Genomic DNA, 26,389 nt, shown 5'->3' with positions numbered 1-26,389 from the left:
AAGCGGATCATCAGGGCCACATTAGGATTCAAATCTATGAAGACGGCTTATGCCACAATTAAAGGTATTGAAGTCATGCGTGCACTACGTAAAGGACAAGCATCGTCATTTTATTATGGTCAGCCTCAGGGTGAAGTGTGTCTAATCAACAGGGTTTTCGGTCTCTAAGTACTTTTTAAAGGGAACATCATCGACTCAAATCTCTATTTGCAACAGTGCCAAAATACCGACCGACCGAAATTTCAGGAAATGTTGAATTATGTCCGGGAAGGAGACCGGGTGATAGTACATTCCATGGATCGTTTTGCGCGAAGCTTAAAAGATTTGGTGACTGAAGTGGATAAACTGGTCAAACGAGGGATTGCCATCCAGTTTGTAAAAGAAAATATTACTTTTACGGCCCAATCCACCCCGATGGATAATTTGATGCTGCAACTGATGGGTGCTTTTGCACAGTTTGAACGTGAGATCATTTTAGAGCGGCAAAAGGAAGGAATTAAACTTGCCTCTTCTCAAGGGAAGTACAAAGGCCGGGTACATAAATTGAAACCTGATCAGGCTGAAGCTTTGCGACAAGACTGGAAGGAAGGGAAGTACCCTTCAAAAATGGCATTAGGCCAGGCATTTGGAATTAGTCGCCAAGCGGTATATCGGTATTTAAAAGCCGGGAAATAACTCAATTGAAATTGGCGACTATATTTAGTTTAGCTTATGAAAATCGTGAAACGTTGATTAAATAATAAGTACAGAAAGCAAAGAGTTACAAATTTTATACAATATAAGTTTTTGATTTATAATTAATTAACTCGATTGCAATCTAGCTTTTTCAGCAACGATTTATCTTTTTTAAAATAGTATTAATTTATTTTTTTGAGAACAAACCTTAACAAAATTACAAGTTTGTAATTTTGTTGTCATTCTGATGTATATATTTACTCATTATTATAAGTAAAGATTTTTTTGGTCCAAGATATGATTAGATTCAATAATATGCACATGAAGATTATTTTAGTTATTTTTACTATAGTTTTTTCAACCAGTAGTTTTGCTGATGGGGGACTCCGTTTCTTAGAGAAAAATTTAGAAATAATTAACAAATAATTAACATAGTAATTTAAATTAAAAAGTGATTTATCAGGTGAATTTTAACTATATAAATAATTTATTTAATTTAATAAACCTTTCATAAATCATTTTTTGCTCAGTTCTATGTTGTAAATTCCAGCAATTATCATAGCCACGCGGCTGTTACTGAAGAGAATAGTAAGAAGTTAATATTTGCTGTAGGTTTGACCACTACTTTTTAATCGTAGAAATTATAACCGTTTTTATTACTCAAAGTTTAACTTTTGTGATTGTCTAAAAACACATAGCGGTCGAATGGCCATATTAACTGACTTAAAATCAGTCGCATACTTTAATGTAGCGGTTCTGATAGCACAAAAGTTCGCAGCATGAAAACGGAACCGGCATAATTGATTTATAGTGAACCCATACACTAAGCATAATGATTTAGAGGACGATAATCCCAATGAAAAAATTCCTTTTAGGAGCTGTTGCCGCATCTGTTTTGGCCTTTTCAGGCAATGCTATGGCCAATTTTGTGGCAGGTCAGGACTATCAGGTGGTTGCAAAACCAGTCAAAGTCGAAAAACCGGGCAGAATTGAGGTACGTGAATTCTTCTGGTACGGCTGTGGTCATTGTTTCGCGCTTGAACCACATATGCAGGGCTGGTTGAAAAAATTACCAAAAGATGTACGTTTTGTACGTACGCCGGCTGCAATGAATCCACTCTGGGAGCAGGCAGCGCGTGCTTATTATGTGTCTGAAGCATTGGGTGTGCGTCAAAAAGCACATTTACAATTATTCCATGATATTCATGATAAGCAACGTCCAATTTTAGAACAGGCGCAATTGGCCAAGTTCTATACCCGCTATGGTATCCCTGAAGCGAAATTTAACAGCACTTATAAATCTTTCCCGATCACTTCGAAAATTGCCCAAGCCAAAAATCTGGCTGCTCAGTATCAGTTAAGTGGTGTTCCGGCAGTGACCGTGAATGGTAAATATATTGTGCAGGGTAATGATGCCAAAGTCATTCAGGTGGTGAATTACCTGATCGAGAAAGAGCGTAAAGCCAAATAAGACGCGATTGATTATCTCTAAAAAAAACCTGCATCGAATCTGCAGGTTTTTTTATTTAAACTGGAGGAATGGTTATTTACGTCCTGACTGCCGGATCTGGTGTTTCTATCGGCGGGCGATACCAGTGTAAAATTCCTCGGAATAAGAGCTGCATCTGCAACACGCTTTGCGCTTTAAAGTCATGGAATTGAATATGAATCGTGGATTGTATCTTTACCCGTTCATACCTGATATCTTCATTCAGAAAATGAATTTTCCTTTCTATTTCAACACGCAGAATTGCCGAGGCGCCCCGACGCTCTACAACAAACAAATTCTAATCTAAGATTTACATAAATAGACTGATAAAGTTTAAAAGGAATAAATATTAATTTAAACAACATGGAAATTCCTGTTAATTTCAACAGAAATATGAACAATCTCTTCATGAATTGACAAAGCTTTACGAACTACCTCTGCTGTTAAGGAGTCATTAACTGTATTTAGGGATAAAATACATGAAAATTTACTTCTACCTACTTTCCAGACATGCAGATCAGTAATCGTAATTTGGTTATCTAATTCCTCTACAACTTCCTGAATCTCCTTTACTACAGGATGTTCCATCTCTGCATCAAGCAATGTTTTACCTGTTTCTCTAATCAATCCCCAAGACCATTGTGCTACAAGCACTGCACCTACGATCCCTAGAATTGCATCTAAAAAATCCCATCCAAAATACTTCCCTGCGAAAAGTGCAATAATCGCTAATACAGAAGTTACTGCATCTGCTACTACATGAAGAAAAGCGGCTTTCTGGTTTAAGTCATGGTCATCATGAGAGTGATGATGATCGTGGTGGTGGTCATGGTCATCATGAGAGTGATGATGGTGGTGGTGACCATTTTCACGTAGTAACCAGGCACAAATAAAATTAACGATCAAGCCAACAATCGCAATTGAAATTGCCTCGTTGTAGTGAATATTCACAGGATTGAATAAACGTTCTATCGATTGAACACCCATGAATACAGCAACAACCATCAATAAAATGGCACTCGAATATCCAGCTAAGATTTCTATCTTCCATGTACCGAAACAGAATCTCTGATCACGAGCATATTTTCGAGCCATTTTATAGGCAAAATAAGCTAAGCCCAATGCCAACATATGAGAACTCATATGCCATCCATCAGCCAATAAAGCCATGGAATTAAAGAACCATCCTCCAAAAATTTCAAACACCATCATTACACCAGTGAGGATGGTTGCGATTAAAATTTTCTTTTGTGCTAAAGGATTTCCTTCGTCAAATTGATGCGAATGGTCACTTTTAACATTATTTAGATATTGCATTTTATTGCACCACAATTAATACTCCCCCATAGTATATGTTCTTGAGGTTGAATAGTATGTCTCACTTAAATCAGAACAAAAAAATTTTAAATCGGATTAGACGAATTCAAGGTCAAACTAATGCCCTTGAACAGAATATTTTAAATTCTGAAAATTCTTGTATTGAGGTATTACAGCAAGTTGCAGCAATTAAAGGTGCGATAAATGGCTTAATGAATGAGTTAATAGAACTTCATCTTAGAGAACATGTACTCGGTGATACTGAGGAAATAAAGGAAAAAGAACTGAATGAATTTTTAGCTTTAGTTAAACGCTACTTATAACTTTAAAGCACAGTCTTTTAAATAAAAAAACTGTGTGCGCACCTATTAATGACAGTGGTAATCACCAGTTTTACTGTTGGTATGACAACCCTGTGAGTTCGTTCCCCCAGAATGAGCATTCGCATAGGTAAATGACATGCCTATAAAGCATATTAATAAAATTCTTTTCATCTTAATCCCTCTCAAATAATTAGAATATCAACTGTATGATCTTTAATCAAAGCCAACATGGCTTAGACCATTTTTAAATAAATCAAATATATAAAAATATAACGGGAAAATTTAGCCATCAAAACTAAAAAAAGGAACTTATAAAATTTCTCCTTAAGCATTCCACTGACCAGGGTAATGGGATCACCGATCACTGGAACCCAGCTTAATAGCAGTAGAGGTGAATCATAATGCCCATATAGGTTCTGTGCCTTTAATAGCTTTTCTTCAGACACAGGAAACCATTTCTTATCTTTGTATCTTTCAATTTGTATTCCCAACCACCAATTCACGCATGAACCTAATACATTCCCTAGCGTTGCCACACCTATAAGTAAAACCGGTGAATATTCTCCCAATATTAGCATTCCTGCCAATACAGATTCTGATTGAAGAGGCAGTAATGTTGCTGCCCCAAATGCACTTAAGAATAAAAAAATATAAGCCACTATTTAGACCAATGTTGATGATACTTATCAATCATAAATTCATGTTCATGCTTACCTTTATGGTTGTGCTGCAATAAATGCTCGTGATCTTCTGGTAAATCAAGATGAGTATCTTCTAAAACTAAATTATCGTTTTTTGGCCAGATAACAAACGCAGCTACCATTGATGCTAGGGCAATGAATGCCATAGGCACAAAGGTTATAAGCGTTCCAAATTTTGTACTTAACCAGCCCACTAATGGATAAGTGATTAGCCAGCAGGCATGTGAAAATGCAAATTGAGCTGCAAATAGCGCTGTCCGGTTTTCACTGGGAGCAGACTTTCTAATAAGACGTCCGGTTGGTGTTTGAGAAACTGAATAACCAATACCTAATATAAACCAGAGGGCTAATAGCCCAGTATAGGCAGAAATAAAGTAACCGCTAAACAGTCCAACGACGAGAACCACAGTGCCTGAAAGCATGACAGTTCTATCATTCAATTTATCTAATATTTTTGGTAATGCAAATGCAGCAAGCATTGAGCCTAATCCAAATAAACCAAATGCCCAAGTAGTCGCCTGTTCAGTTAATTCAAATGTCGTTTGAACCAAAACAACCGTATTGACAATGACAACCGCACTGGCTGAAGCAATAGCCAGATTTAAAGCGAGTAAGGCTTTTAGGCGGGGTGTTCTGAAATATATTTTTGCGCCTTGTTTGATTCGGTTATATACCCCGATAAACTCCGGCATTTTCGCATTTGGTAATTTCGCACTGACTACAAATAGTGCCGAACCAATAAATCCAACCACAGTTCCCAAAAACAAGTTATGATAACTCATCACAGTGAGTAACAAGCCTGCCAGCATTGGACTTATAATATTTTCTAGATCGTAGGCCAATCGTGATAGAGACAGCGCGTTTGTATACTCTTCTTCTATGGGCAATACATCAGGAATCATGGCTTGAAATGTGGGGGTAAAAGCAGCTGAGGCAGACTGAAGAATAAAGATCAAAATATAGATTTGCCAGATTTGAGTCACGAAAGGCAGACACAATGCGGTTAAGGCTCGAATGACATCCAACCCTACCAAAACTTTTTTTCTCGGTAATCTTTCTGCAAATGCGGAGGCAATGGGTGCGACACTAATATAAGCAATCATTTTAATCGCCAAGGCAATACCCAGGACTTGGGCTGCTTGCTCTTTTGCGATGTCATAAGCCTGTAAAGCTAGAGCAATAGTAATGAGTCCAGTACCAATCAAAGCGATGACTTGGGCTAAGAACAAATGCCGATATGTTGTGTTTTTTAATACTTCTAGCATTTTAGGGACTCCTTATTTAGAACCTAACTTTTATGCCATAAAGGTTCCAGATGAGGCTTAGACCTCATCTGGAATTTTACAAATTAAAAGACCTTTTTCATTTCACTGAAATGACCTTCAATATTCAAAGTTACAGTCACTGGATTTTCTGTTCTGTTTCGCCAGAACCAGCCATGCTTTCCGTCAAATGCAGCGGTCAATGTGCCAGATTGCTCAGTTTCATTTTTACCTTTACCGTATCCATGATAGAAGTCTTTTGGTGCATTTACAGGATCGCCATGCGTGTCATAGTTCAGACCACCACCTGAAGATTTCCAGTCAAAGCTTACACTGGCATGTTTAGGCATAGCCAACTTAACTTCAGTTGCCTGGTTAGGTTTTAATTCGATAGAGATCGATTCTTTCTTAATAGCTGGCATCATATTTGAGCTCTCATCTGATACAGCAGCCTGAGCAACCGAACTATTAGCAGTAATTACTGAAGGGACCTGAGAGGTCTCTCCCATACCATTCTCTGATTCAGCCGCTAAAGATTGCTTAATTTCACCCATTTTGGTTAAACCTAACACTTTACCTACACCAGTAGGGTCAATAGCGTATTCGGCTGGCATTACCCAAGTCACAAGAACAACAATGGCGCTCACCGCAGCAATAACAGTTGATTTGATCAGTTTTTTTGCAGAGGGTAATTCAACATCTTTTGGAATTTCAGCGTTAAACATAATTTAGATCCTTATTGAGTAATGAAGCCAGTGAGTTGGTAGCCAACAAGTAGAAAACCAAGGAACATCAAGAAGACATTGCTTTGATATGCTGTTCTGAAGAAATAAGGGGTTTTTCTCCACATCGTCATAAGCAGTAAAATGATGGCTAATGCCATGAGTTGCCCTAATTCGACCCCAATGTTGAATGAGATCAGATTCGCAAGCAGGCCATCATCTGGCACTTCATATTCCTGAATTTTTACAGCTAAACCAAAGCCGTGAATCAAACCAAAAATCAGCGTGGCAATTTTTGTATTAGGCTGGAATCCCAACCAGCGCTGATAGGCACCTAAATTATCTAAAGCTTTATAAACAATAGAAAAACCAATGATTGCATCAATAATGTATGCATTCATCGAAATGTTGTAATAGACTCCTATTAGCATAGTAACTGAATGGCCCATGGCGAAAAGGCTGACATACAAACCAATATCTCTCATACGGTATAAAAAGAAAATAATACCGACCAGAAATAATAAATGGTCATAACCTGTAACCATGTGTTTGGCACCCAGATAGATAAAGGGGATCACATGAACACCGTAGATTTCCTGTATATAGCCTTTATCACCCTCTGCAACACCATGAGCAAAAAGTGCAGGACTTATCAAGACCATACATAAAGCAATCAACAGCTTTAAATAGGTTTTGAGCTTCACATAATGTGAATCAATAATTTGCATCTAAATCAAACTCCAAAAATTAAAAAATAGTTCAAAAAAACTTATGATTTTTTTTGGAGGTTTAAAAATACGACTTGCAAGCAATAGAGCGTATTTCTGAGTGCGGTCAAATATTTGCGCACTTAACAGAAGCAAGATGAGTGCTATCTCTTTGAGAGAGGCAACATTAGAAAAATGTTCGTAATAGTTATCTTGATGATGTGAATGTTGCTGATTTACCTCATGATGATGAGTATGAATCACATCTACATAGGCATGCTCTTGAAAGCGGGTTTCAGTCGCATGCTCGTTAAAATGCAGACATAGTGCAAGACTGATGATGCAGACCAGCCACATCATCCCATATTTCATTTTTGAATCTTGCACTACTGCCATCATATTGAACTGCTCTACCCGTTCTGCTCAGCGAAATCCTCAGATTTCTTCTGACGAGCTTGGTTAAACCAAACGTACAATGTTGGCAGGATAATCAAGGTAAGTAGCGTTGAGGAAATAATTCCCCCTATGACAACGGTTGCAATTGGACGCTGTACTTCTGAACCAATCCCCACGTTTAAAGCCATCGGAATAAAGCCCAAAGAGGCAACCAGTGCAGTGATCAGCACTGGCCGCATACGTTCTAATGCGCCATGTTTTACTGCATCAATCAGCCCTTCACCCTGATCACGTAATCTCTGAATGGCCGATACGAGTACCAAACCATTGAGTACTGCAACACCTGATAAAGCAATAAAGCCTACAGCAGCCGAGATAGAGAAAGGAATATCACGGAGTGCTAAAGCAATGACTCCCCCCGTTAATGCAAAAGGCACACCGGTAAAAACCAGCACACTATTTCTGATATTGCCTAAGGCCATATAGATCATTGCAAATATCAAAATTAATGCGATGGGTACAACAATCATAAGTCGATTAGAGGCTGATTCCATTTGTTCAAAAGTACCGCCCCAAGTGAGCCAATACCCTTCTGGCATTTGGAAATCAGAGTTTAATTTTGATTGTGCTTCAGCAATATAGCTACCGATATCAGTACCACGCACGTTTGCCGTGATAACAATACGACGCTTGCCATTTTCACGAGAAATTTGGTTGGGTCCTTGAATATTCTTTAATTCAATCAACTCGGACAACAATACACTTGAACCATCAGGTAAATTGACAGGAATTTGATACAGTTTTTCCAGTTCAGTTACTGAGTTTTGATCCATCCGTACAACAATATCGAACTTACGATCACCCTCAAATACTTTACCTGCTGTTTCACCGGTGATTAGACTAGAAACGTGCTTTTGCACATCTTCTGCATCTAGCCCATAGTTCGCAATCATATCTTTTTTGAGTTCAACAGACACCATTGGCAGTCCCGACATCTGTTCAACTTTCAAGTCAGCTGTACCATTCACACCTTCAAGTACATCTGCAACACTATTCCCCAATTCCAAAAGCTGCTCTAAATCATCTCCATAAATTTTTACAGCAACGTCAGTACGGACACCTGAAATAAGTTCGTTGAATCGCATTTGAATCGGTTGAGTGAATTCATAGTTGTTCCCATATACACCTTTAGAAACACGTTCAATTTCAGCAACGATAGCGGATTTTTCTTTATCTGGATCTGGCCACTGATCGCGTGGTTTCAATATGACAAAATTATCAGCTACGTTTGGCGGCACCGGATCAGTTGCAATCTCAGCCGTACCGACTTTGGCAAATATCGTTTGAACCTCAGGGATTTTCTTGATTTCTTTCTCAAGCGCATATTGCATTTCTACCGCCTGAGTTAAGGACGTGCCCGGTATACGCAGCGCATGTAAGGCCACATCACCTTCATCTAAAGAGGGGATAAATTCAGACCCCAATCGTGTTGAAAGGCTTGCACTGAATACAAAGAATACGGCTACAAAAGCAATCAACTTGTATCTATGATTCAATGACCAATCTAAGACCGGGTTATAAATCTTTTTAATGAAGTGAACAATTCTAGACTCTTCATCTTTGATTTTACCTGCGGTCACTAAAGCCACCATTGCAGGTACAAATGTAATCGATAGAAGCATAGCGGCAACCAATGCCATCACCACGGTCATTGCCATAGGCGTGAACATCTTGCCTTCTACCCCAGTCAAGGTCATTATCGGCAAATACACTAAGATGATGATCAACTGACCATAGAGAATGGCTTTTCGTGATTCTTTAGTCGCTTCAAAAACCGTCGTGAATCGTTCTTGACGGGTGAGTATTCGTCCTAATTCTTTCTGCTTCATCGCCAATTTAGCAAGTGAGGCTTCAACAATTACCACGGCACCATCTACAATGATCCCGAAGTCCAAAGCCCCTAAACTCATTAAATTTGCACTAATTTTCTGATTCACCATACCTGTTATGGTCATCAGCATAGACAGTGGTATCACCATTGCGGTAATCAGTGCAGCACGGAAATGACCAAGAAAAATGAACAACACGACAATGACCAGAATTGCACCTTCGAGCAAATTCTTCTTCACGGTTTCAATCGTGGCATCAACTAATGTCGTACGGTTATATACTGCTTTGGCTTCAACACCTTCAGGTAAAGACTTTTGGACTTGCTGTAATTTTTGATCTACTGCATGAGCGACATTACGAGAGTTTTCTCCAATCAGCATAAAAGCTGTACCCAGCACGATTTCCTGGCCATCTTTTGTTGCAGCACCTGTACGGAGTTCATGTCCAATAGAAATCTTAGCTACATCTTTTAAACGCAAAATATAACCATTGCTTGTGGTGATCGGAATATTCTGAATTTGTTCAATCGAACTGATTTGAGAATCAGAACGTATCAAGTACTGCTCACCATTCTTCTCAATATAGCCTGAACCTTTATTCATGCTATTTTTAGAAATAGCATCCAAAATAGTCTTTTGATCTAGACCAATACTTCGTAAATACGCATAGTCGGGCTGTACAACAAATTGTTTTAAATAGCCACCAATCGTATTGATTTCATTCACACCTTCGACATTTCGAAGCTGAGGCTTGATCACCCAATCCTGAAGTGTTCGCAATTCAGTCGGTGAAAGTGGAGTCGGGTTGTTTTTTGCATTTTCCACCGTGTACATGAAGATTTCGCCAAGTCCTGTAGAAACAGGACCCATAGAAGTCGATATCCCCCCCGGGAGACTTGGTGTAACCCCTTGCAACTTTTCATTCACTAGCTGACGGGCAAAGTAAATGTCCGTGCCTTCCTTAAAAATCGCAGTCACTTGAGATAAGCCGTATCTGGATACTGATCGGGTATAGTCCAGATTAGGAATACCAGCCAAAGCCGTTTCAATTGGGTAGGTGACCTGGGACTCCATCTCGGTTGGAGATAAGCCCTGGGCCTCACTGTTAATTTGAACTTGTACGTTGGTAATATCGGGTACAGCATCAATTGGCAGTTTAAAATAGTTGTAAACGCCAAATGCCCCTATGAATAGGAAAATGATCAGTACCAGCCAACGATTCTTTATCGAGAGCTTTACAATTTGGTCAAACATAAACGCTACTCCTTAATGATCATGAGTAGCGCCAGATTTACCCAGCTCTGCTTTTAATAAATAAGAATTACCTGCTGCATAAATCTGCCCTGCTTTTAGACCAGATTTAACTTCAACAAAACCATTAAATTTATCGCCTAACTCTAGAGGACGTGCTTCAAAGTCATTCCCGACACGAATAAACACCACATCCCAATCACGGAAGTTTTGCAAAGCATCTTCACGGACAACCATCGGTTTCATGCTCTGGTTTTCAAAGATTTGTGCAGTGATTAACTGCCCTGAACGCCATTTAAACTGGTTTGGAATTTCAATAAAGACTTGCGCAGTTCGTGTTTTTGGATCAATCACATCACTGATATATTTGATACGTCCCAACGCTTCTTCTGTGCCTGTTTGAGTTTGAGGCTTAACAGTTACTTTATTGTTTGGATTAATGGCATCCAATTTATCTGCTGGCACATTGACCACAGCAAGAAGTTGAGATGTATTGGCAATTTTGAACAATGGAGATGATGGCGTTACATTAGAACCAACTGCTCCAAGCACTTGTAAAATCGTACCTGACATTGCGGCTCTGACTTCAATTGTTCCATTACCCGCACCTCCATAAGAGCTGATTAAACTATTGAGTTCATTGGCCCTAGTCTGAGCATTTTCAAATTCACGTTTGGCATTGATGTAATCAATTTCAGGTGAAACACGCTTTTGGAATAAAGCTCGTTCCTGCTCCATCTTTTTACGGGCAAATTGTAAGGTATCCAATGCAAGAGTACGTTCCGCATTAAGACGAATTAAATCCGGACTTTGTACAGTCGCCAAAAGATCCCCCTGATTCACTTGATCGCCAATTGAACGGTACGTTTTTATTAATGTTCCGCTCGCTTTAGGGGTAATAAAACTTTCAAAATTATCAGGAAATTTCAGTTCACCTTTGAGTTCGAGTGCATTTTCAAACATCATGGGTTCAACTTTTAAAAGTTCCAAACCACTGCTCTTGATACTGCTATCAAGCATAGTGACTCGTCCCTCTTTGGTATCCCATTTCCAAGTATGTTTTTTACCTTGATAATCAACATTGATCACCATCAAGAATGAATGTGGCTCATAGACAATTTCATTGCCAATCAAGTAATCACTTTCAGGCTTAAATGATATGGTTTGTTCTGCATCAAGACGCTTGATAAAAATATTGGCGCTAATCTCTTTTGGTTTTAATGGCTTATCTTTAAAATAGCCATACACCCGTAAATGAGGCTCTACCCCTTCCTCGAATATTTTGACTTCAGCAGCAAAATCACCATCGCGATATAAACGGCCCCCATGCGGTCCTTTTTCATCTCCGGCCACAGCAACTTTTTCTTCAGCCCCTTCACTCTGACTTGAAGTTTCGGCTTTATTACCGGTTTTATACCAAGCGATTGCACATAAAACGACTAATAAAGCGATAACACCTGTAGTAATTAAAGTATTGGTTGGTTTATTCATATTTTCAGGCCTTATTCTTGATCTAAATTGGTCACATAATTTCGTTCAACCTCTGCAATTTGATTTTGCAAAGCCAACCACAAATCGAATCGAGCGAGATGTTTATCCAACCAAATTTGCTTAATACTATTGAATTCAAGTAAAGAAATTTTTCCTGCCTGATACCCCATTTCAGCAATTCTCAAACTTTCTTTGGTGGCAGGAAGTATCGACTGATCATAATTTTTGATCGAATCAATCAGGTTGGATACTTCAATAGACTTATTTTCTAATTCAATTTTAGAGTTACGGTTTACGAGAATAGAACGAGTTTCTGCATGCACTTGCTCAGCTTGTGCAAGTGCAATGCTCCCCTTATTTCGATTAAAAACAGTTAATGGAATTGATGTAGAAACCAGGAATACTTTGTCGTTGGTTTCCTGATAGTTCCTTACCCCTAAACCCAGCGTAATATCTGGTATGGCTTCTTTTTTAGCTAATTCATACCGGGTTTTAGCCAGTTGAGTTTTAAGCAAGGCGTCTTGTTCAGATAAACTCACTTTATCCTCAAAGTTAATGCTTAAAGGAACTTCTATTGCTTGATCAGGTAATACAGATATGAATTTGGAACACAGATTTTTTTGAAATTGAACTTTCTTCACTTCGTTCTGATAACGTAGTTTTGATTCAGACGATAAAGCTGAACTCAATTGAACATCAGATGGAATCACTCTGCCAAACTTCAATTTTTCATTCAGAACATGGGCTTGTCTCGCGTTCATCTTGCTTTCGGTAGAATAAATTTCTACCCGTTTTGAAGCCACATACCAATTTGACATACAAACACGGAAATCGGCCTTTAATTCAGCCTGACGCTTCAATGCCTCAAATTGGTTGTTATTGCCCTGAAAACCCGCCAACTGTTTACGCAAAGTGCGTTTATTATTGAGAGGAATATCCTGAGACAAACCAATCATCGTCGTTGGCCCATCAAGATCTTTAAGGTCTGAATTACCTAAATTGTCTAATTCAAGATTAAACGTAGGATTATTAAGTCTACCGGCATATTTCTGATTTATGGCATATGCATGTTGAGACTGTTGCAAACTCTTCAAAATTGAATCGTTTGAAATTACCTGTTGTTGTAGCTGAACGTAATCAGATGCTGCAAATAATCGAGTCGTTGCTGCTACTAAACCACAGGCCAAAAATATCTGATATTTTTTAGACATGACTTTACCTATACAAAAAAATGAAAATTATTTTTTGTACAGAAAAATCAATTTCTTAGAACAATTAAACCTTTTGTAAATATATAGGAATTACAAAGATATTCTATCCTTTTCCTAAGTGCATAGGATCGAACGGGTCGTTCAAAAAGACTCAGGAAAATCAGAATGAGGGGGAGGGAAAAACTCAAGAGAAAAACTGGATCAATGCTCATTTGGTCTTTAGCTTGAACCGGTGGAGTAGAATGATGAAAAGGTGCTTCATCATAACTGGTCCAGTTGTGATTTTTAGTATCTTCTATTAAGACTTGCTCTTCAGCATGATGAATAAGAGACCATTGGCTGGAACTGTCTGTTTCAACTGAGATAGTCACATCATGATGATGATCAAGATTTTTAGCTATAACTGGCGCCCATGTGTAAGCTCCCGTTGTTGTTATTGCAAACAAAAACAGGACAAACGCAAGAATAAGTTTTGAGAACTTATTATGTGGCATACGAAAAAATCATCTCGAGATTCGCAGAAAGCATACTGAATAGAACTTCAAAAGTAAATTGTTACCTAAGATAAAAACTATTTGTATTATTTTTAGAAAAAAGTATGAGTAAGCTACCAAAGATAAGTACTCTAATGTTTGAGTTCCTCAACAACCTTATTTTAGAATTATCTTATTCAATACCCACTACTGTTGTTATGCCTGTAATAAGGATCTCATTTCCAAATATATAAAGTGAAGCCAACAAAACTTTAAATGTATATAAAAAAGGGTTAAATAATTGCAAGGGGGGCTTTAAAACGTTTTAATCGTAAAGCATTTCCTAGTACAAATATTGACGAGAGAGCCATTGCACCTGCAGCAAATACAGGAGAAAGTAGCAGTCCAAATTGCGGATAAAGTACACCTGCTGCAATAGGAATCAGAGCTGCATTGTAAACAAATGCCCAAAATAAATTTTCACGAATATTGGTTATAGTCGCTTTGCTTAAAGCGATAGCATTTGGCACTCCTTTCAGGTTGCCAGACATCAAAACCACATCAGCAGCTTCAATAGCTACGTCTGTACCTGTACCTATCGCTAAACCAATATCTGCTTCTGCAAGTGCAGGGGCATCATTAATGCCATCTCCAACATATGCGAGTTTACCATATTGATTTTTTAATTTTTTAACGGCCTCTATTTTACCTTCAGGTAAGACTTCAGCAATAACCTCATCAATACCTAGTTTTTTTGCAATCGCTTGAGCTGTATGACGGTTATCACCTGTAATCATGGCAACCTTTAGACCTAACTGATGTAACGCTTCAATTGCAGCAAATGTTGATTCTTTAATTGGATCTGCTACAGCAATAATGGCAGCAAGTTTCTGGTCAATCGCAACATAGAGAGGGGTTTTTCCTTCTTCTCCCAAACGATCCGAAAATTGAGAAAAAACATTAGGATTCAAACCTAGTTTTTCCATATATCGATCTGCACCGATATGAACCAAATGCTCAGAAACCTTCGCTTCTATTCCGTAGCCGGTCACTGATTTAAAATCAGCAACAGGGGACAGGATTAATTCCTTATCTATAGCGGCTTGTACAATTGCTCGAGCAATAGGGTGCTCAGACTTTGATTCAACGGCTGCCATCAGTGAAAGTACGGTATTGTATTCAAAACCTTCTAAGACATGCAGATCGGTTAAAATTGGTTTCCCTTCAGTCAGAGTCCCTGTTTTATCAACTGCAACCACTTTAGTTTCTTTGAGCAGCTGTAAAGCTTCACCTTTACGGAATAAAACCCCCATTTCAGCACCCCGCCCAGTTCCCACCATGATTGATGTAGGCGTTGCAAGTCCCATCGCACAAGGACATGCAATAATGAGTACAGCAACCGCGTTCACTAAACTAAAAGTTAGGGCTGGTTCAGGGCCGAAGATAAACCACGTAAGAAAAGTTAAAAGAGAGAGACCCATTACTACAGGTACAAACCACATGGTAATTTTATCAACCAATGCCTGAATAGGCAGCTTGGAACCCTGTGCCTGTTCAACCATTCGGATGATTTGAGAAAGCACTGATGAACTACCAACAGAGGTGGCTTTGATATTTAAGCTACCACTTTGGTTAATTGTTCCTCCTACCACAGTAGAGCCTATCGTTTTTTCAACGGGCATAGGCTCGCCAGTAATCATGGATTCATCAATAAAACTTTGGCCGTGAATAACTTCACCATCGACAGGGATACGCTCGCCTGGTCTAATCTCTACAATCGTTCCTGTTTGAACTTCGGCAATCGGAACTTCTATCATCTGATTATTGAGCTGTATTCTGGCAACTTTAGGCTGCATTCCAACTAGATGTTGAATTGCTAAAGACGTTCGGCCTTTTGCCTTGGCTTCAAAAAATCTACCTAATAGAATTAAAGTGATAATAACCGCTGCAGCTTCATAATAAACATTGACCGTGCCTTGTGGCAGGACACTTGGAAAGAAAGTAGCAACCACTGAATAAAGATAAGCAGCCAATGTTCCTACAGCCACCAAGGAATTCATGTCTGGTGCTAAGCGGAATAAACTTGGGATGCCCTTTTTGAAGAAGCGTCGGCCTGGAAAAATTAATGCTACTGTGGTCAAGAAAAATTGCATTAACCAGCTATTTTGTTGGCCAATGTTATCCATCATAAACGTATGAAAGGCGGGAATCAGGTGTGATCCCATTTCTAAAATAAAAACGGGTAGAGTCAATAGGACTGACAAAATTAAATCTTTTTTAAGTTTTTCTAATTCAATATTTTTTTTATCTTGAAAGCTTTCCGTAGTTTGATGAACTGACTTTGCTTCAAACCCTGCTTTGGTGACAGCCTGAATTAACGAGTCACGAGTGACAGATGAGCTTGCCTGAATAGTCGCTTTTTCAGTAGCCAGATTTACATGTGCTGATTCCACACCCTCAACAGATTTTAAGGCTTTTTCTACTCGACCTACACAAGAAGCACATGACATACCCTCAATCGTAAGCTCTATTGGTTGCAGCGCTTCCACTTCGTAGCCTGCTTTTTCTACGGCTTTAATTAGAGTAGCGCGATCAAGTGGTTGATGCGCATAAATGACTGCTTTTTCGGTAGCCAGATTTACATGAGCCGATTCAACGCCCTCAATAGATTTTAAGGCTTTTTCCACACGGCCTACACAAGAAGCACATGTCATCCCCTCAATCTCTAATGTTTCACTGTAGTGTGGCGTATCAGTCATTTCGGTACTCATATACGATCTCTCTATCATTTAGATATGCTGAGTTCTATATGCGAAGATCAGCTCGAACCAAGATTATGGGGAATTCAGGGACTACTTTTATTGCAAGCAAGTACAGATTTTATCTGTACGATGAGGAAAATAAGAGAGAGTAAAAGTGGTAAGGAATTCCCACTGTTACTCTAACAGAGATTAAGCAGGCTCAGCTGTAAATCCACGCTCACTGAGAGTGGCAATGACTTTATCCTGACTCACCGTTGTGTTGATTTCAACGATACGGTTTTGTAAATCAATATCGAGTGAGGCATTCGAGTCGAGTTCATTAATTGCGGTAGTAATGCCGCGTGCACAACCACCACAAGTCATATTAGCGATGTGAAATTTCATATGTTGCTCCTTTTAACAAAACCTTTGTTTAAAACATTAGAACAGTAATTCTAAACTTTCACCATACAACCAGCCTTTTTCTGAATCAGTTACTCGCTGTAATTTGGTCTGTTTACAACCTTACAGTTTTCTTCAGAGTATTCCAAAGAAGAGTGTTCTAATGACTACAGTAAAAGTACTTAACCAACATTAATGTGACTTTAAAATGACATTTTTGTCATCTACGATAACTCTGAAATTTATAAGATTAGTTATTTCAATCAATGGTAGTGAACTGAATAGATGAGACCGTTATGGGTTGAAGATAAGCTAAAAACCGGTGACTACCTTTATGTATAATGCCTCATGATGCGATTTTACTGTTCTGATTGTCGTAAGTTGGCAGTCCAGTAGAAACTTTATTGCTCAGCTACAAAAGATAAATGCAGTAATGTTAAATTTCCTCAATTCCCTTATTTTGAAATTCTCTTATTCAATACCCACGACAGTGGTTATATAGCCTGTTGTTAATAGAATTGATAGACCTAATAACATCTCAAATAAAATGGCATGACTAAGGTGTTTAGCGAATTTAGGATGTTGAAGACGCGGGGTGAAATACCATTTGTTGAAGGCAGCTAAAAGTAGAATACCTATAACAAAAAACATTTTAACCATGAAACCATAGCCATATGCAGTATTGATTAAGGTATTAAAATCTTTAATTAAAAGAAGAGCTACACTAGCGCCACAGGCGATTAATATCCCAACAATGAAAGCAGCAATACGTCCAAATACATGCATGCGATCTTTTAAAGGTAAACCACTTATTTCCCGGCTGGTTTTCCATAACGGATATAAAGACCCCATCCATAACGACATAACTAGAATATGGATTGATAATAAAATTTGAGCAAGTAAGGTTAAATTAGCGACATGTCCGAGCTGGGAAAAACTAAAAATAATCGGGAGAAGTAAAACACAAAATATTGAACTTTCAATTATAGAAAAATGACCTTTGTTCCTGTTAAGTTTAACCACCATGAGAAGAAGTAAAAGAGCAAAACTAATAGAACGAAGAACGTATATATACCCCGTCGGAGTATTAACCAATATATTAATATACGTGGGGTCCACCATCCCTGTAATACCAGTATTGGCAAAACTACCAATCAGAATAAAAAATCCCAAGGTACTGGAAATTAGGCCTAATCCAGCGCCAATTGTAATATATTTAAGAATCGATTCTTTTAGTTCAAGATATTGTCTAAGTAAAAAATAGCAAAAGGCTCCACCAACGACAAAAGCTACACTTAAATATAAAATAACCTTAGTTAACCAAGTGGCCCACATCCAATATTCAGAAATCATTATTTTTGTCCATTCTAGAACAACATGCCAGCACCTCACTGACATGTTGAAAGGTAATCAATTCTTATTTAGTTGATTTGATAGTGAAACTATATTCACCATTCATGTTGTGACCATCTTTCCCCATTGTTGTCCAGACAACGGTATATTTACCTTTTTTCAGTTTCGGAAGAGCGACATCAAAGGATTTCTTTAAGTCATGAGTAACTTTATATTTTAAAGGAACATCTCTTCGCTGAGCATCCAGTAACTTAATATTCATCAACATAACCTCTGCACCAAAGTTAAGGGTCAAGTTCTTTGGTTGACTAAGGATAGATGCATTTTCCGCAGGAATCGCACTCACTAAACTCACATGAGCGAACGTAGTTGTAGTAGCCACAATCAACGTTGCAGCTACTACAACATTACGTAGAGCAGTCATTTTATTTTGAAATAATTTCATTTACGTTTCCTCTTGATTCGTTAGTTCATTAGAGATGACTTTATAAAATCTATATTTAATGAGACCACATCATCTCCTCTTATATTTCAATTATTAGTGAGAGACAGAGACAGAGTGATGACTTCAAAATTACATTTTTGTCATTTTTAAAAATCAATAGACTCAAGTGATAAAATTATTCAATAGAAATAAAAAAATTGACTATAACCAGCTACCACCTAAGTAAAACACCGGTGGCATAACCAGCGATCAACTTCATCAAAAGAATGAGTGGAGCAAATAAATGAAAAATACCTCTCTCTATTTGTTTGCTTCATTCATTTAAAGGTTGTATCGGCTGATCAACTGATGGAAGGAAAATATCATGACTTATATCCGCCAAACTTTACTTGCACTTTGTATAACCACTGCCGCTCTAGGTGCATTAGCCCAAAATCCTGAAGAGCATAAAACTCATCACCCAGAAAATACTCCTCCATCCACAGTCACTGTTAAAAAGACAGCTACTGGCACGATGACTCCAGACAAAATGGCTGCAATGGACCAGCACATGAAAGCGATGCAAGCCATGCATGAAAAGATGATGGCTGCAAAAAACCCGCAAGAACGTCAGAAACTTATGGCTGAGCACATGAAACTCATGCAAGGAGGTATAAGCATGATGAAACAGATGGGTAGCCAAAGCATGAATGCCAATATGGCTGACCGTCAGCAAATGATGGAAAAACGCATGGACATGATGCAATCCATGATGCAAATGATGATGGACTGTATGCCTCCCTCCACAACTAAATAATTACCCATGAATTAGAGAGGGAAGCACCATGAACCATCAACCTCAAGAACATAATTCAGTACCTAACTTTTGGTCTACACGTTATGCCATCGGTCTATTAGTGCTTGGTGGTGTGGCAGCCTATTTTCTCTTAACCGAGCATTTGGCCCATGTCGTTGGTTTTTTACCCTTTTTACTCCTTTTAGCTTGTCCACTCATGCATATTTTTATGCATGGTGGTCATGGACATCACCATCAACAGAAAAAATCAGACCCATCAGATAATAAAAAATCGCGCGAACCAGGAGATCCATCATGAATCATGCGGAATCGGCCTATGGTCTGTGGTGGCTCGTCATCATAAATTCGGCAATTTTCATTATGTTTGCCTTCAGTTTTTTTAAACCCGCCACAGCACGAGACTGGCGTACTTTTAGCGCTTTCTCTGCTTTCATCATTGCATTGTTTGTCGAGATGTATGGTTTCCCTTTAACCATTTACCTGTTGTCAGGCTGGCTACAAACTCGCTTTCCTGAACTTGATTTGCTGTCGCATAACTCAGGTCACTTATGGTCAACGCTACTGGGTGAAAAGGGTGATCCACATTTTGGCATTCTGCACATCGCGAGTTATATTTTTTTGGGCTATGGTTTCTATTTACTGTCATCAGCATGGAACGTGTTGTACCACGCACAACGTCATCACCAATTGGCAGTAACCGGACCCTATGCGCGCATACGTCACCCCCAATACGTGGCTTTTATCTTGATCTTGCTGGGGTTTTTATTGCAATGGCCAACTTTACTGACACTGATTATGTTTCCAATCTTACTCTTAATGTACAGCCGCTTGGCAATTAAGGAAGAGGCTGAAATGAGTAAACAGTTTGGCGCTGTCTATGACAGCTATGCTCAACAGACTCCGAGATTTATTCCAAAATTCGGCCATAAAACCACTTTTCCATAAGAGAATTATTTATGTCAGATCAAAAAAATCATAACCAGGACCATATGGCACAGGCTACAACAGACGTACTGAAAGACCCAGTCTGTGGTATGACCGTCACTGAAGAATCGAAATACCATGAGGAATTTAAGGGGAAAACTTACTTTTTTTGCAGTGATAAATGTCAATCAAAGTTTCATAGCAGCCCGGTGCAATATATCGCTAAACCCGCAACGACGACTGCCGATGCACATACACAGCATCATCAGACTACTCAATCCGTTAATGAGACAAGCACAACAGGCACGATCATCTATACGTGCCCAATGCATCCAGAAATTAAACAAGATCATCCTGGAAACTGTCCTAAATGTGGAATGACACTGGAGCCACTCATTCCCGAGTTAGAGGAAGATGAGAATCCTGAGTTACGTGATTTCCGTCGACGCTTCTGGTGTACACTGCCACTGACCATAGTCGTGACTTTTTTGGCGATGTTTGGCCATCAACTGAACCTGTTCGACATGGCGGTTCAGAGCTGGATTGAATTAGTGTTGTCACTGCCGATCGTACTCTGGGCAGGTTGGCCATTTTTTTCCCGTGGTTGGCAATCGGTCGTGAATCGCAGCCCGAACATGTGGACCCTGATCGGTCTAGGTACAGGGGCTGCTTTTATTTACAGTGTGGTTGCAACTGTAGCGCCACAAATCTTTCCAGACTCATTTATTTCCATGGGCCGTGTCGCTGTTTACTTTGAAGCTTCAGCGGTCATTATTTCGTTGACCCTACTGGGACAAATACTAGAATTAAAAGCACGTTCGCAAACTTCTGCTGCAATTAAGTCACTACTCGGACTTGCTCCTAAAACAGCTCGCCGAATTCTGTCCGATGGAACTGAGGAAGACGTTCCTCTGACTCATGTCCATGTAGGAGATTTACTTCGCATCCGCCCAGGTGAAAAAGTTCCTGTGGATGGTGTAGTCACTGAAGGAAGTAGTTCAGTAGATGAATCAATGCTGACAGGCGAACCTTTACCAATCACTAAACGTGTCGGCGATAAAGTCATTGGCGCTACCCTGAATACCAATGGTTCATTGATCATGCGTTCAGAGAAAATTGGTTCAAGTACCATGTTGTCCCAGATCGTACAGATGGTGGCACAAGCTCAACGCTCGAGAGCACCAATGCAACGTATGGCTGATCAGGTAGCAGGTTGGTTCGTCATGGCTGTAGTGACCATTGCCTTGCTTACCTTCTTTGGATGGGGATTGTTCGGCCCAGAAGAGTCGAGCTGGGTTTATGCATTAATCAATGCTGTGGCAGTACTCATTATTGCCTGTCCTTGTGCACTAGGCTTGGCAACTCCAATGTCTATCATGGTTGCAACGGGTCAAGGTGCTACTCATGGTGTGTTGTTCCGCGATGCAGCAGCCATTGAGAATCTGCGCAAGATTGACACACTAATCATCGATAAAACAGGTACGTTGACCGAAGGACGCCCTGTATTCGATCGTGTGGTTGCCGCATCAGGTTTCGATAAATCTGAAGTATTACGTTTAGCCGCCAGTCTTGATCAAGGCAGTGAACACCCGCTAGCCGAAGCGATTGTAAATGCAGCACACGAACGTGGCCTGTCTCTTGAAACACCAGATAATTTTGAATCAGGCTCAGGGATTGGTGTTCGAGGTCAAGTGGGCGATCGTCAGTTAGCTTTGGGCAACACAGCACTGATGGAGCAATTAGGTATCTCGGTACAATCTCTGATTCCGCAAGCCGAAGAGCTGCGTTCAGAAGGTGCAAGTGTGATGCATCTAGCCATCAATGGTGAATTGGCCGGCCTGCTTGCAGTATCCGATCCCATCAAAAAAAGTACCCCTGAAGCACTTGCCACCCTGAAGGAAGCTGGACTACGTATCGTGATGGCAACAGGAGATGGTCTCACCACTGCCCGTTCAGTCGCAGCACGTCTGGGTATTGATGAGGTACATGGTGAAGTTAAACCCGCAGATAAACTAGAACTGGTCAGCAAATTGCAGAAGGAAGGTCGCATCGTGGCAATGGCCGGCGATGGAATCAATGATGCACCAGCACTAGCCAAGGCTGATGTCGGTATCGCTATGGGGACCGGAACTGATGTCGCAATGAATAGTGCTCAAGTTACGCTGGTCAAGGGGGATTTACGCGGTATCGCGGTTGCCCGTTCCCTTTCGGAAGCTACTGTTGGCAACATGAAACAGAACCTCATGTTTGCTTTCCTTTACAATGCCTTGGGTATCCCAATCGCAGCTGGCGTACTCTATCCATTTACCGGTTGGTTATTGTCACCCATGATTGCGGCCTTGGCGATGAGTTTTAGTTCAGCTTCAGTCATCACGAATGCCCTTCGCCTGCGAAATAAAAAGTTATGATAGAGAGTTCTTTTCTTCCACCAGATGTACCAGGTCTTATTGCAGCACTTGCCATCGGCCTGCTCATTGGTTTAGAACGAGGATGGCACGATCGTGAATTGCCCGAGGGCAGCCGAGTAGCAGGCCTACGTACCTTCACATTGACAGGATTGCTCGGAGGAGTGCTCGGTCATTTACAACCAAACTTCGGGCCTTGGCCGCTGGTCGCGGCCGTATTAGGGCTTTCCTTATTATTAACAGTGTCCTACGCGCGTACCGCAAAACTTTCCGGTAATCTAAGCGCTACCACGACGATCGCGATGCTGTTGACATTAGTTTTAGGTGCATATGCATCCCATGGTAATGTTACTTTAGCATTAACCGCGGCTGTAATCGTCGCTGTATTTTTGGATCTCAAGCCAACCTTACACGGTTGGCTACGCTTGATAGAGCATCGTGAATTAACCGCATCCCTGCAGTTGCTGGTACTTTCTGTCGTTATATTACCCTACTTACCCAATACGGGTCTGGGACCTTTTGCTGCATTAAATCCTTACCAGTTATGGTGGGCAGTGATCCTGATTGCCGGACTCTCTCTGGCAGGTCATTTTGCCATGCGGCTTACCGGTTCAGAAAGAGGCATATTCTGGACAGGTCTATTGGGTGGTTTGGCATCTTCTACAGCTGCAACTGTCGCACTGGCACGCTATACACGCCAGCACCCCGTCATGGTCAGTGCTGCTATTTCTGGAACATTGGCTGCCTGTGGCATCATGTTTTTTCGTATGGTTGTGCTGATAGGCGTCATTGAGCCAGCATTGCTAAGCACTTTTGGTGGTGCAATGATGATTGCGGGAATCCTTCTGCTGGGTATGGCATTGTGGAGACAACGCCAAATTACCAGCGCTGAAAACAACGATCGAACAATAGAAGCAATGGCTCCTTTTGATCTTGGGACAGCATTCAGCTTCGCTGCTTTCCTGGCTGTCATGGCAGTCTTGGTCCCGGCAGCAAAACAATGGTTGGGCACCAGCGGCATCTTCGTATTATCGACTATTTCTGGGCTAGCAGACGTAGATGCTATTTTAGTCTCACTTGCCCGCCTGCATAGTACTGAAGGCTTAACAACAAATGTGGCTGCTGTCGCGCTAGGGCTGGCCACACTGAGCAACATGTTAAGCAAAGCGACAATTGCATGGATGACAGGGGGGGCACAGTTTGGCCGAGCTATCATATTTGGCTACACAATTGCCATGATAGGTGCTGGCGTAGCTCTGGCTCTCAGTTTGAGCTTTATGTAAGGTCAACTCGGGTAAATGGAAGATGTTCAAAAAATGAGTTAAAATGATTCCCCTTGCATGGATTCACTTTGAAAAACAATGGTAAAAATGATTCGACCATTGAGGGATTCAGCCTGGATGGTCGCCCCAAGCATATCAAGAATAGATTTTGTTATGGCAAGCCCTAAGCCGGTTCCTTCTTCTGTTCTTTGTCTAGACGCATCTGTTCGATAAAAACGATCAAATAATCTGGATAGTTGTTCAGGAGAGAGTTCAGGGCCTTCATTTTCAATTGAAAATATTGTGTTATCTAAATTCTGTTGAAGTTTTATCTGTATTGTAGAATTCTTGTTTCCATATTTAACTGCATTAGACAATAGGTTGCTGAGTGCGCGACGTAACATAGCAGGATCACCTTTTACATTGCCAGATCCTGTTTGTTGAAGTGTCATATTTTTTTCGGCAGCTAGAGCGTCATAGAAATCAAATAAAGCGGTAACTTCTTTAATGAGGTCAATATTCTGTAAGTTCTGTAAATTTAAGCCATGTTCTGCTTTTGCCAAGAAAAGCATATCGGACACCATTCGAGCCAAACGTTCAAATTCTTCTAAATTAGAAAATAGTATTTCTTGATAAGTACCAATATCTCGGTTACGGGCGAGACATACTTGAGTTTGGGTCATTAAATTATTAATCGGTGTTCTAATTTCATGTGCTAAATCAGATGAAAAATCGGAAAGTTTTTCTAAAGCTGACTCTAGTCTGTCCAGCATAGCATTGAAGGCGATTGCCAATGATTTTAGTTCGGTTGGTGTATGCTCAACTTCTAAACGTTCTGAAAGATGTTGAGCAGAAATTCCTTCTGCGACCTTAGCCATTTTTTGCACGGGTCTTAAACCTCTCCAGGTTGCAAACCAACCTAAAAACATTAAACAAATTGTACCAGCCAAACCAATATACAAAAGTTGACGCTTAAAATCTTTTAGAAAATGTAGATGTTCTGATGTATCGATCCCAACAATAATTCGTACAGATTGTATTTCAGAATTTCTATTTATACCTGTAGTGTAGATCATGCCACGATAGGTCTTATTCTTAATTTTCCATTTAATCCAAGGGTTATTTGCTGACTTGATTAACTGTTGAGTATTAATGATTGAAGGTGTTGAACTAAATAAAATCTGACCTGCCGGTCGTTCTATTTGGACCATAAGATCATGGTGTCCAACTAAAGCATCTTTCAAATATAGATCAAGTTCTGGAGAATTTTTAGGATGCTGTTGGAGAAGATTCTGAATAAGCTGGATTTTACCTTCTAATTGGGTACGATCTTGCGTTTCAAAATGATGCATCACTAATTTATGGATGAAAAACCCCATCATAATGAGAATGCATATAGTCGATAATGAGAAAATAATACCAATACGAAAACTGATAGATTTGAATAATTTATTATTCATCTTCTACCTCTAATACATACCCCATTCCTCGAATATTCTGAATTAACTTAGGGGTAAAATTACTATCTACTTTATTTCTTAATCGTTTAATAGCGACTTCAACTACATTTGTATCACTATCAAAGTTCATATCCCAAATTTGAGATGCAATAAGTGCTCTTGGTAGAATTTCACCTCTTCTACGCATAAAAAGCTCCATAAGCGCAAATTCTTTAGCCGTCAGATCAATGCGTTGACCTGCTCGTGTTACCCGACGTTTTCTCAAATCAAGTTCTAAATCAGCAATCTTAATAATATTATTATCTTCTCTTTGTTGCCCTCGTCTAAGGAGCGTTTTTATTCGAGCTAGAAGCTCTGCAAAAGCAAAAGGCTTAACTAAATAATCATCAGCGCCTAGCTCTAATCCTTTTACTCGATCTTCTATCTGATCTCGGGCGGTAAGAAAAAGAATGGGCATTGTTTTACCGCTGCTACGAATATCATTGATAATATTCCAACCATTTAGTCCAGGTAACATCACGTCTAAAATAATTAAGTCATACTCTTCAGAAAGAGCTTGATGTTTACCCGTTAACCCATCTGTAACCCAGTCCGTAATATAGCCAGCTTCGGATAAACCTTGCTTGAGATAATCACCAGTTTTTTGTTCATCTTCAACTAATAGTATTCTCATTTCCGAATCCTAAGTCATTCA

At 39.8% G+C, this 26,389-nt stretch carries 24 protein-coding genes and 3 pseudogenes; 10 read left to right on the top strand and 17 right to left on the bottom strand.

Annotation, left to right across the window (positions count from 1 at the left end; all coding sequences use genetic code 11):
• The 4 genes and pseudogenes from AC1IR0_RS14550 to AC1IR0_RS14535 all read left to right on the top strand — a co-directional run.
• Positions 1–168: pseudogene (locus AC1IR0_RS14550) on the top strand (IS6 family transposase); the annotation flags it as partial.
• 51 nt (positions 169–219) lie between these two features.
• A pseudogene (locus AC1IR0_RS14545) lies at positions 220–675 on the top strand (recombinase family protein); the annotation flags it as partial.
• Positions 676–1,232: 557 nt separating this feature from the next.
• Positions 1,233–1,354, top strand: a pseudogene (locus tag AC1IR0_RS14540) (cation diffusion facilitator family transporter); the annotation flags it as partial.
• Between the two features lie 177 nt (positions 1,355–1,531).
• Positions 1,532–2,146: a thiol:disulfide interchange protein DsbA/DsbL gene (locus AC1IR0_RS14535; protein ID WP_004281236.1), complete on the top strand. Its 615-nt coding sequence runs from the start codon at positions 1,532–1,534 to the stop codon at positions 2,144–2,146.
• Positions 2,147–2,518: 372 nt separating this feature from the next.
• On the opposite strand, the gene dmeF is transcribed toward AC1IR0_RS14535, so the two are convergent.
• Positions 2,519–3,481 (bottom strand): CDF family Co(II)/Ni(II) efflux transporter DmeF, encoded by a 963-nt coding sequence (dmeF, locus tag AC1IR0_RS14530; protein ID WP_026444489.1) that lies wholly within the window; start codon positions 3,479–3,481, stop codon positions 2,519–2,521.
• A gap of 56 nt (positions 3,482–3,537) precedes the next feature.
• Here dmeF and AC1IR0_RS14525 point away from each other — a divergent pair, with 56 nt between their 5' ends.
• Positions 3,538–3,804, top strand: coding sequence for a metal/formaldehyde-sensitive transcriptional repressor (locus tag AC1IR0_RS14525; RefSeq protein WP_005248679.1), 267 nt, complete (start codon positions 3,538–3,540; stop codon positions 3,802–3,804).
• A gap of 45 nt (positions 3,805–3,849) precedes the next feature.
• Here AC1IR0_RS14525 and AC1IR0_RS14520 read toward each other — a convergent pair whose 3' ends face one another.
• The 14 genes from AC1IR0_RS14520 to AC1IR0_RS14455 form a co-directional block, all read right to left on the bottom strand.
• Positions 3,850–3,942 carry a YHYH domain-containing protein gene (locus AC1IR0_RS14520; protein WP_151809984.1) on the bottom strand — a complete coding sequence of 31 codons (93 nt, stop codon included), beginning with the start codon at positions 3,940–3,942 and terminating at the stop codon, positions 3,850–3,852.
• A 95-nt stretch (positions 3,943–4,037) separates the two neighbouring features.
• A complete protein-coding gene (locus AC1IR0_RS14515) occupies positions 4,038–4,466 on the bottom strand; it encodes a YqaA family protein (protein WP_026444392.1) in 429 nt (142 codons plus the stop codon).
• On the bottom strand, positions 4,463–5,770 hold the full coding sequence (locus AC1IR0_RS14510; protein WP_479741513.1) for an MFS transporter: 1,308 nt from the start codon (positions 5,768–5,770) through the stop codon (positions 4,463–4,465). The genes AC1IR0_RS14515 and AC1IR0_RS14510 overlap by 4 nt, the downstream gene beginning before the upstream one ends.
• An 83-nt stretch (positions 5,771–5,853) precedes the next feature.
• Positions 5,854–6,492 carry a hypothetical protein gene (locus AC1IR0_RS14505; protein ID WP_026444390.1) on the bottom strand — a complete coding sequence of 213 codons (639 nt, stop codon included), beginning with the start codon at positions 6,490–6,492 and terminating at the stop codon, positions 5,854–5,856.
• Positions 6,493–6,503: 11 nt separating this feature from the next.
• A complete protein-coding gene (locus AC1IR0_RS14500) occupies positions 6,504–7,217 on the bottom strand; it encodes a HupE/UreJ family protein (protein WP_026444389.1) in 714 nt (237 codons plus the stop codon).
• Positions 7,218–7,595, bottom strand: coding sequence for a hypothetical protein (locus AC1IR0_RS14495; RefSeq protein ID WP_026444388.1), 378 nt, complete (start codon positions 7,593–7,595; stop codon positions 7,218–7,220).
• Positions 7,596–7,606: 11 nt separating this feature from the next.
• Positions 7,607–10,735, bottom strand: a complete 3,129-nt coding sequence (locus AC1IR0_RS14490) for an efflux RND transporter permease subunit (protein WP_026444387.1) — start codon at positions 10,733–10,735, stop codon at positions 7,607–7,609.
• Between the two features lie 12 nt (positions 10,736–10,747).
• Positions 10,748–12,223, bottom strand: coding sequence for an efflux RND transporter periplasmic adaptor subunit (locus tag AC1IR0_RS14485; RefSeq protein WP_026444386.1), 1,476 nt, complete (start codon positions 12,221–12,223; stop codon positions 10,748–10,750).
• 11 nt (positions 12,224–12,234) lie between these two features.
• Entirely contained in the window at positions 12,235–13,434 is a 1,200-nt protein-coding gene (locus AC1IR0_RS14480; RefSeq protein ID WP_026444385.1) for a TolC family protein, read from the bottom strand.
• A 47-nt stretch (positions 13,435–13,481) separates the two neighbouring features.
• On the bottom strand, positions 13,482–13,928 hold the full coding sequence (locus AC1IR0_RS14475) for a hypothetical protein (protein WP_026444384.1): 447 nt from the start codon (positions 13,926–13,928) through the stop codon (positions 13,482–13,484).
• A 272-nt stretch (positions 13,929–14,200) separates the two neighbouring features.
• Entirely contained in the window at positions 14,201–16,678 is a 2,478-nt protein-coding gene (locus AC1IR0_RS14470; RefSeq protein WP_479741512.1) for a heavy metal translocating P-type ATPase, read from the bottom strand.
• 180 nt (positions 16,679–16,858) lie between these two features.
• Entirely contained in the window at positions 16,859–17,053 is a 195-nt protein-coding gene (locus AC1IR0_RS14465; protein ID WP_479741511.1) for a heavy-metal-associated domain-containing protein, read from the bottom strand.
• 468 nt (positions 17,054–17,521) lie between these two features.
• Positions 17,522–18,403 carry a copper resistance D family protein gene (locus tag AC1IR0_RS14460; RefSeq protein ID WP_005021625.1) on the bottom strand — a complete coding sequence of 294 codons (882 nt, stop codon included), beginning with the start codon at positions 18,401–18,403 and terminating at the stop codon, positions 17,522–17,524.
• A gap of 64 nt (positions 18,404–18,467) precedes the next feature.
• A complete protein-coding gene (locus AC1IR0_RS14455) occupies positions 18,468–18,848 on the bottom strand; it encodes a copper resistance CopC family protein (protein WP_479741510.1) in 381 nt (126 codons plus the stop codon).
• A gap of 364 nt (positions 18,849–19,212) precedes the next feature.
• Here AC1IR0_RS14455 and AC1IR0_RS14450 point away from each other — a divergent pair, with 364 nt between their 5' ends.
• Genes AC1IR0_RS14450 through AC1IR0_RS14430 form a run of 5 tightly spaced genes read left to right on the top strand, consistent with a single transcriptional unit; the run spans position 19,213 to position 24,256 of the window.
• Positions 19,213–19,644, top strand: a complete 432-nt coding sequence (locus AC1IR0_RS14450) for a hypothetical protein (protein ID WP_005407407.1) — start codon at positions 19,213–19,215, stop codon at positions 19,642–19,644.
• A gap of 28 nt (positions 19,645–19,672) precedes the next feature.
• Positions 19,673–19,942: a DUF2933 domain-containing protein gene (locus AC1IR0_RS14445; RefSeq protein WP_005407413.1), complete on the top strand. Its 270-nt coding sequence runs from the start codon at positions 19,673–19,675 to the stop codon at positions 19,940–19,942.
• Positions 19,939–20,589: a methyltransferase family protein gene (locus AC1IR0_RS14440; RefSeq protein WP_004681447.1), complete on the top strand. Its 651-nt coding sequence runs from the start codon at positions 19,939–19,941 to the stop codon at positions 20,587–20,589. The genes AC1IR0_RS14445 and AC1IR0_RS14440 overlap by 4 nt, the downstream gene beginning before the upstream one ends.
• 11 nt (positions 20,590–20,600) lie before the next feature.
• A complete protein-coding gene (locus tag AC1IR0_RS14435) occupies positions 20,601–22,976 on the top strand; it encodes a heavy metal translocating P-type ATPase (RefSeq protein WP_479741509.1) in 2,376 nt (791 codons plus the stop codon).
• Positions 22,973–24,256 carry an MgtC/SapB family protein gene (locus AC1IR0_RS14430; protein WP_004663995.1) on the top strand — a complete coding sequence of 428 codons (1,284 nt, stop codon included), beginning with the start codon at positions 22,973–22,975 and terminating at the stop codon, positions 24,254–24,256. The genes AC1IR0_RS14435 and AC1IR0_RS14430 overlap by 4 nt, the downstream gene beginning before the upstream one ends.
• 38 nt (positions 24,257–24,294) lie before the next feature.
• Here the strand turns inward: AC1IR0_RS14430 and AC1IR0_RS14425 are convergent, their stop codons facing one another.
• Positions 24,295–25,695: a heavy metal sensor histidine kinase gene (locus AC1IR0_RS14425; RefSeq protein ID WP_010117047.1), complete on the bottom strand. Its 1,401-nt coding sequence runs from the start codon at positions 25,693–25,695 to the stop codon at positions 24,295–24,297.
• Positions 25,688–26,368, bottom strand: coding sequence for a heavy metal response regulator transcription factor (locus tag AC1IR0_RS14420; RefSeq protein ID WP_004679347.1), 681 nt, complete (start codon positions 26,366–26,368; stop codon positions 25,688–25,690). The genes AC1IR0_RS14425 and AC1IR0_RS14420 overlap by 8 nt, the downstream gene beginning before the upstream one ends.
• Positions 26,369–26,389: the final 21 nt, after the last annotated feature.

This window comes from Acinetobacter sp. 129952 (assembly GCF_056642055.1).
This window is presented reverse-complemented; position numbering and strand designations above follow the sequence as displayed.

Excerpts from the sequence above, each read along its gene's own strand:
- AC1IR0_RS14465 (WP_479741511.1), bottom strand. The coding sequence starts at position 17,053 with ATGAAATTTCACATCGCTAATATGACTTGTGGTGGTTGTGCACGCGGC.
- AC1IR0_RS14435 (WP_479741509.1), top strand. The coding sequence starts at position 20,601 with ATGTCAGATCAAAAAAATCATAACCAGGACCATATGGCACAGGCTACA.
- AC1IR0_RS14425 (WP_010117047.1), bottom strand. The coding sequence starts at position 25,695 with ATGAATAATAAATTATTCAAATCTATCAGTTTTCGTATTGGTATTATT.
- AC1IR0_RS14490 (WP_026444387.1), bottom strand. The coding sequence starts at position 10,735 with ATGTTTGACCAAATTGTAAAGCTCTCGATAAAGAATCGTTGGCTGGTA.
- AC1IR0_RS14440 (WP_004681447.1), top strand. The coding sequence starts at position 19,939 with ATGAATCATGCGGAATCGGCCTATGGTCTGTGGTGGCTCGTCATCATA.
- AC1IR0_RS14510 (WP_479741513.1), bottom strand. The coding sequence starts at position 5,770 with ATGCTAGAAGTATTAAAAAACACAACATATCGGCATTTGTTCTTAGCC.
- AC1IR0_RS14460 (WP_005021625.1), bottom strand. The coding sequence starts at position 18,403 with ATGATTTCTGAATATTGGATGTGGGCCACTTGGTTAACTAAGGTTATT.
- AC1IR0_RS14520 (WP_151809984.1), bottom strand. The coding sequence starts at position 3,942 with ATGTCATTTACCTATGCGAATGCTCATTCTGGGGGAACGAACTCACAG.
- AC1IR0_RS14475 (WP_026444384.1), bottom strand. The coding sequence starts at position 13,928 with ATGCCACATAATAAGTTCTCAAAACTTATTCTTGCGTTTGTCCTGTTT.
- AC1IR0_RS14445 (WP_005407413.1), top strand. The coding sequence starts at position 19,673 with ATGAACCATCAACCTCAAGAACATAATTCAGTACCTAACTTTTGGTCT.
- AC1IR0_RS14430 (WP_004663995.1), top strand. The coding sequence starts at position 22,973 with ATGATAGAGAGTTCTTTTCTTCCACCAGATGTACCAGGTCTTATTGCA.
- AC1IR0_RS14485 (WP_026444386.1), bottom strand. The coding sequence starts at position 12,223 with ATGAATAAACCAACCAATACTTTAATTACTACAGGTGTTATCGCTTTA.
- AC1IR0_RS14470 (WP_479741512.1), bottom strand. The coding sequence starts at position 16,678 with ATGAGTACCGAAATGACTGATACGCCACACTACAGTGAAACATTAGAG.
- AC1IR0_RS14450 (WP_005407407.1), top strand. The coding sequence starts at position 19,213 with ATGACTTATATCCGCCAAACTTTACTTGCACTTTGTATAACCACTGCC.
- dmeF (WP_026444489.1), bottom strand. The coding sequence starts at position 3,481 with ATGCAATATCTAAATAATGTTAAAAGTGACCATTCGCATCAATTTGAC.
- AC1IR0_RS14535 (WP_004281236.1), top strand. The coding sequence starts at position 1,532 with ATGAAAAAATTCCTTTTAGGAGCTGTTGCCGCATCTGTTTTGGCCTTT.
- AC1IR0_RS14420 (WP_004679347.1), bottom strand. The coding sequence starts at position 26,368 with ATGAGAATACTATTAGTTGAAGATGAACAAAAAACTGGTGATTATCTC.
- AC1IR0_RS14495 (WP_026444388.1), bottom strand. The coding sequence starts at position 7,595 with ATGATGGCAGTAGTGCAAGATTCAAAAATGAAATATGGGATGATGTGG.
- AC1IR0_RS14480 (WP_026444385.1), bottom strand. The coding sequence starts at position 13,434 with ATGTCTAAAAAATATCAGATATTTTTGGCCTGTGGTTTAGTAGCAGCA.
- AC1IR0_RS14455 (WP_479741510.1), bottom strand. The coding sequence starts at position 18,848 with ATGAAATTATTTCAAAATAAAATGACTGCTCTACGTAATGTTGTAGTA.
- AC1IR0_RS14500 (WP_026444389.1), bottom strand. The coding sequence starts at position 7,217 with ATGCAAATTATTGATTCACATTATGTGAAGCTCAAAACCTATTTAAAG.
- AC1IR0_RS14505 (WP_026444390.1), bottom strand. The coding sequence starts at position 6,492 with ATGTTTAACGCTGAAATTCCAAAAGATGTTGAATTACCCTCTGCAAAA.
- AC1IR0_RS14525 (WP_005248679.1), top strand. The coding sequence starts at position 3,538 with ATGTCTCACTTAAATCAGAACAAAAAAATTTTAAATCGGATTAGACGA.